4 protein-coding genes and 1 pseudogene are annotated in these 3,602 nt (G+C 70.6%); 2 read left to right on the forward strand and 3 right to left on the reverse strand.

The window, feature by feature from the left end; translation table 11 throughout:
* On the reverse strand, window positions 1-1,880 hold a 1,880-nt coding region (locus tag AC1D01_RS25285), incomplete at its 3' end, for an acyl-CoA dehydrogenase (RefSeq protein ID WP_477871263.1).
* A 312-nt stretch (window positions 1,881-2,192) separates the two neighbouring features.
* Here AC1D01_RS25285 and AC1D01_RS25290 point away from each other — a divergent pair.
* Together AC1D01_RS25290 and AC1D01_RS25295 are read left to right on the forward strand one after the other, a co-directional pair.
* Window positions 2,193-2,345 carry a hypothetical protein gene (locus AC1D01_RS25290; RefSeq protein WP_477871265.1) on the forward strand — a complete coding sequence of 51 codons (153 nt, stop codon included), beginning with the start codon at window positions 2,193-2,195 and terminating at the stop codon, window positions 2,343-2,345.
* Window positions 2,346-2,366: 21 nt separating this feature from the next.
* Window positions 2,367-2,781 (forward strand): annotated as a pseudogene (locus AC1D01_RS25295) (methyl-accepting chemotaxis protein); the annotation flags it as partial.
* Window positions 2,782-2,795: 14 nt separating this feature from the next.
* On the opposite strand, the gene AC1D01_RS25300 reads toward AC1D01_RS25295, so the two are convergent.
* Window positions 2,796-3,410 (reverse strand): hypothetical protein, encoded by a 615-nt coding sequence (locus AC1D01_RS25300; protein ID WP_477871267.1) that lies wholly within the window; start codon window positions 3,408-3,410, stop codon window positions 2,796-2,798.
* An 18-nt stretch (window positions 3,411-3,428) separates the two neighbouring features.
* A partial coding sequence (locus AC1D01_RS25305) for a ketopantoate reductase C-terminal domain-containing protein (RefSeq protein ID WP_477871269.1) occupies window positions 3,429-3,602 on the reverse strand: 174 nt, incomplete at its 5' end.

Here is a 3,602-nt window from a genome sequence, read left to right on the forward strand (position 1 = left end):
AGCACCACCAGGTCGCGGTCGCGCAGCGGGGCGAGGTGCCGCGTGCCGTTCAGCAGCAGCGGTGCCAGCGCGCGCAGCAGGCCGGAGGGCAGGTTGGCGTACAGGTCGCGCAGCGTCGCGGCGGCCTGGTCCAGCTGCACGCGGATCGCCGCGCGCGCGATCGGCAGCAAGGCCGGGTCGGCCTCCCGCTCGAAGCGCCACACGCTGGCCGACGCGAGGTACAGGTTGGCCAGCACATCGCCCAGCCGGGCAGACAGCAGCTCCATGCGCTTGAGCTTGCCGCCGAGCAGGCCCATCGCCAGGTCGGCGGTCAACGCGTACTTGGCCGACACGCGGGCAATCAACCGGGCTTCCTTCTCGAGCCCCTTCGGGACGTGGCCGCGCAGCGGCGCGCGGGTCAGGCTGGCCCACAGGTTGCGCAGCACATGCCGGCCGTGCCCCAGCAGCGCCTTGCCCAAGGCCTCGGCATCGTCGGCCTGCACCGCCGCCATCTCGTCGAGCACGTGGGGATGGCAGCGCACGGCACCCTGGCCGAAGATGATCAGCGAGCGCGTCAGGATGTTGGCGCCTTCCACCGTGATCGCGATCGGCGCCTGGCGGTAGGCGGCACCCAGCAGGTTGCTCGGCCCCGAGATGATGCCCTTGCCGCCGAGCACGTCCATGCCGTGGATGACCGCGCGCCGGCCGGCTTCGGTCAGGTGCACCTTCAGGATCGCGCTCGCGACGCTCGGCCGCTGGCCGGCATCGAGCGCCGCGGCGGTGTAGCGGCGGGCCGCGTCGGTCGCGTACAGGTCGGCGGCCGTGCGGGCGAGCAGCGCGGCGATCGCATGGAACTTCGCGATCGGCAGCCCGAATTGCTCGCGGATCTGCCCGTAGCCGCTCATCACGAACAGCGCGGTCTGCTGCATCGCGGCGCCCATCGCCGGCAGCGAGATCGCGCGGCCTGCCGCCAGGCACTCCATCAGCATGCGCCAGCCCTGGCCGACCTGCGGCTCGCCGCCGATCACCCAGTCCATCGGCACGAACACGTTCTCGCCGCGCACCGGGCCGTTCATGAAGGCCGAATCCATCGGCCGGTGGCGGCGGCCGATCTCCATGCCGGGCGTCGGCACCGGCAGCAGYGCGCAGGTGATGCCCAGTTCCTGCTCGCCCTCGGGGCGCGTCAGGTCGACCGCCTGGAATGCGAGGCCGACCACCGTCGCCACCGGCGCGAGCGTGATGTAGCGCTTGTCGAAGGTGACGCTGAAGCCGCGCACGCGCCGGCCGTCGACCACGCGCTCGGTCAGCACGCCGCGGTCGGGGATCGAGGCGGCATCGGAGCCGGCGTACGGCGAGGTCAGGCCGAAGCAGGGCAGGTCGCGGCCATCGGCCAGGCGTTCGAGGTACTGCGCCTTCTGGGACTCGGTGCCGTAGCGCAGCAGCAGTTCGGCCGGACCGAGCGAGTTCGGCACCATCACGGTGACCGCGGCTGCAACGTTCACCGTCGCGATGCGCGCCACCACCGTCGCATGCGCATGGTGGCTGAAGCCCAGGCCGCCGTGCTCCTTCGGGATGATCATTCCGAAGAAGCGCTTCGCCCGCAGGTGCTGCCACACGGCGGCGGGCAGGTCGCCCTCGGTGTCGATCGAGAAATCGTCGAGCATGCCGATCAGGTCACGCACGGGGCCATCGAGGAAGGCGTGCTCGTCCGGCGTCAGGCGGTTCGGTGGGATCGCCAGCAGCGCGTCGAAATCGGGCCGGCCGGCAAACAGCTGGCCCTCGAAGCCCACCGTGCCGGCTTCGAGCGCGGCCCGTTCGGTGTCGCCCATCGCGGGCAGGGCCTTGCGGAAGAACGGCATCGCGGTGCGGCCGAGCCAGCGGTTCAGGGGGGTCAGGCCCATCGAGGGTCTCCGTGCAGACGAGGTGCCCCATGGTCGAGCCTGCCGGCGGGCGAATCTGCCGGACGGCACCGGCTTGCCGGGTCAGACAGCGCTCACAGGCCTCGCCGCCGCTCGGACCCTCCATCGCGGCTGTAGGCAATCTCCCGTCATCCCCGGCCTGAAGCTCACCGACACCACGCGCGGTGCGCCTCGGATAGGCAGCCACGCGGTGCCATCGAACAATGGCGTGTCATCCGGTCAGCCTTCCTACCGACTCAGGGAATCTCATGAACTTCACCGATCTGGCCGACCGGGAGCTCGAGCATCGTCGGCATGGCGCTGGACGGCAAGCGCGAGGAGGCGATCGGGAAGATGAACGCCGAATGCCGGCCACTGCTGGCGGCGCTGCTGAAGACCACCAGCGAACTGATCGAATACGAATATGCGCAGGCCGGAGGGATCGCCAAGGCGGCCGATGCGGGCTAAGCGGGCGACCGCATGACGATGATCGCCGCCTGCGTCGCCGCGATGCTGGGCGAGATCTCCGAATCGAGCCGCAAGATCGCCGACATCATCGGCGTGATCGACGGCATCGCGTTCCAGACCAACATCCTCGCGCTGAATGCGGCCGTCGAGGCCGCGCGGGCCGGTGAGCGAAGCCGGCAGCACGATGAACGAGATCGTGGCCCAGGTGCGCCGCATGACCGACCTGATCGCCGAGATCAACGCGTCGACCACCGAGCAGAGCACCGGCATCGTGCAGGTGAACCAGGCGGTGGCGTCGATCGATTCCGGCACGCAGCAGAACGCCGCGCTGGTGGAAGAGAGCGCCGCGGCGGCCGAGAGCCTGAAGATCCAGGCGGCCGGGCTGCTGGACGTGATCGCGGCGTTCCGCACCGGGGGCCGGCACGCCTTTGCGTGATCACATCGGCGTGATCACATCGGCGGCGCGAACCCGTTGCGCCCCGCGATCGCCCGCAGCGCCACCGGCTTGCCGTCGCGCAGCTGCGCGGTGACCAGCACCTTGGCGCCTGGCACCAGCAGCGCCCGGTCGCCCGGCTTCACGGTGACGACCGGCACGCCTTCGGGCACCAGCACTGTCTTCTCGCCGTCCTTGTAGCGCAGCCGCAGCGTGCGGCCCAAGGCCCGGCCGACCACGTCGGCGACGGTCGCATTGGTCATCGTGCTGCCCGGCTGCAGGTCCCACGGGTAGTGGCCTTCGTTGCTGCCGCGCGCCTGTTCGGGGAATACCAGCACCTCCAGCGCCTGCAGCGTGCCGTCGGCCTGCGGCATCGCCGCGGTGCCGATGTAGCTGCCGGCGGCGATGCCGGCCAGCTCGGTCGGCACCACCTCGTTGACGCCGAAGGTGTCGGCCAGCGCCAGGCGCAGCACCTCGCCGCTGCGCTCCTTCATCACCAGCGTGGTGTTGTCGAACGACTCGACGGTGCCGCGCAGGCGTTGCGTCGGAGCGGGTGCCGATGTCTGCGCATGTGCGAGCGTGACGGCCAGTGTCAGCAGCGCGGCGCCGACGAAGCGGGGCAGATGGGTCATGGTGGTGTCCGGTTGAGGTTACTCGGGGTACAGGCCGTGTACGCGCCCGAACAGCCGCGTCATCCCGAGCAGCGCATCGATGTTCGGTGTCGGCAGTGGCAGGCGCTGCGCGATCTCGCGCACCGCGCCGACCAGCGCATCGAGCTCGATGCCGCGGCCGGCTTCCACGTCCTGCAGCATCGAGGTCTTGAA

This window comes from Rhizobacter sp. P3_B12, from assembly GCF_056402895.1.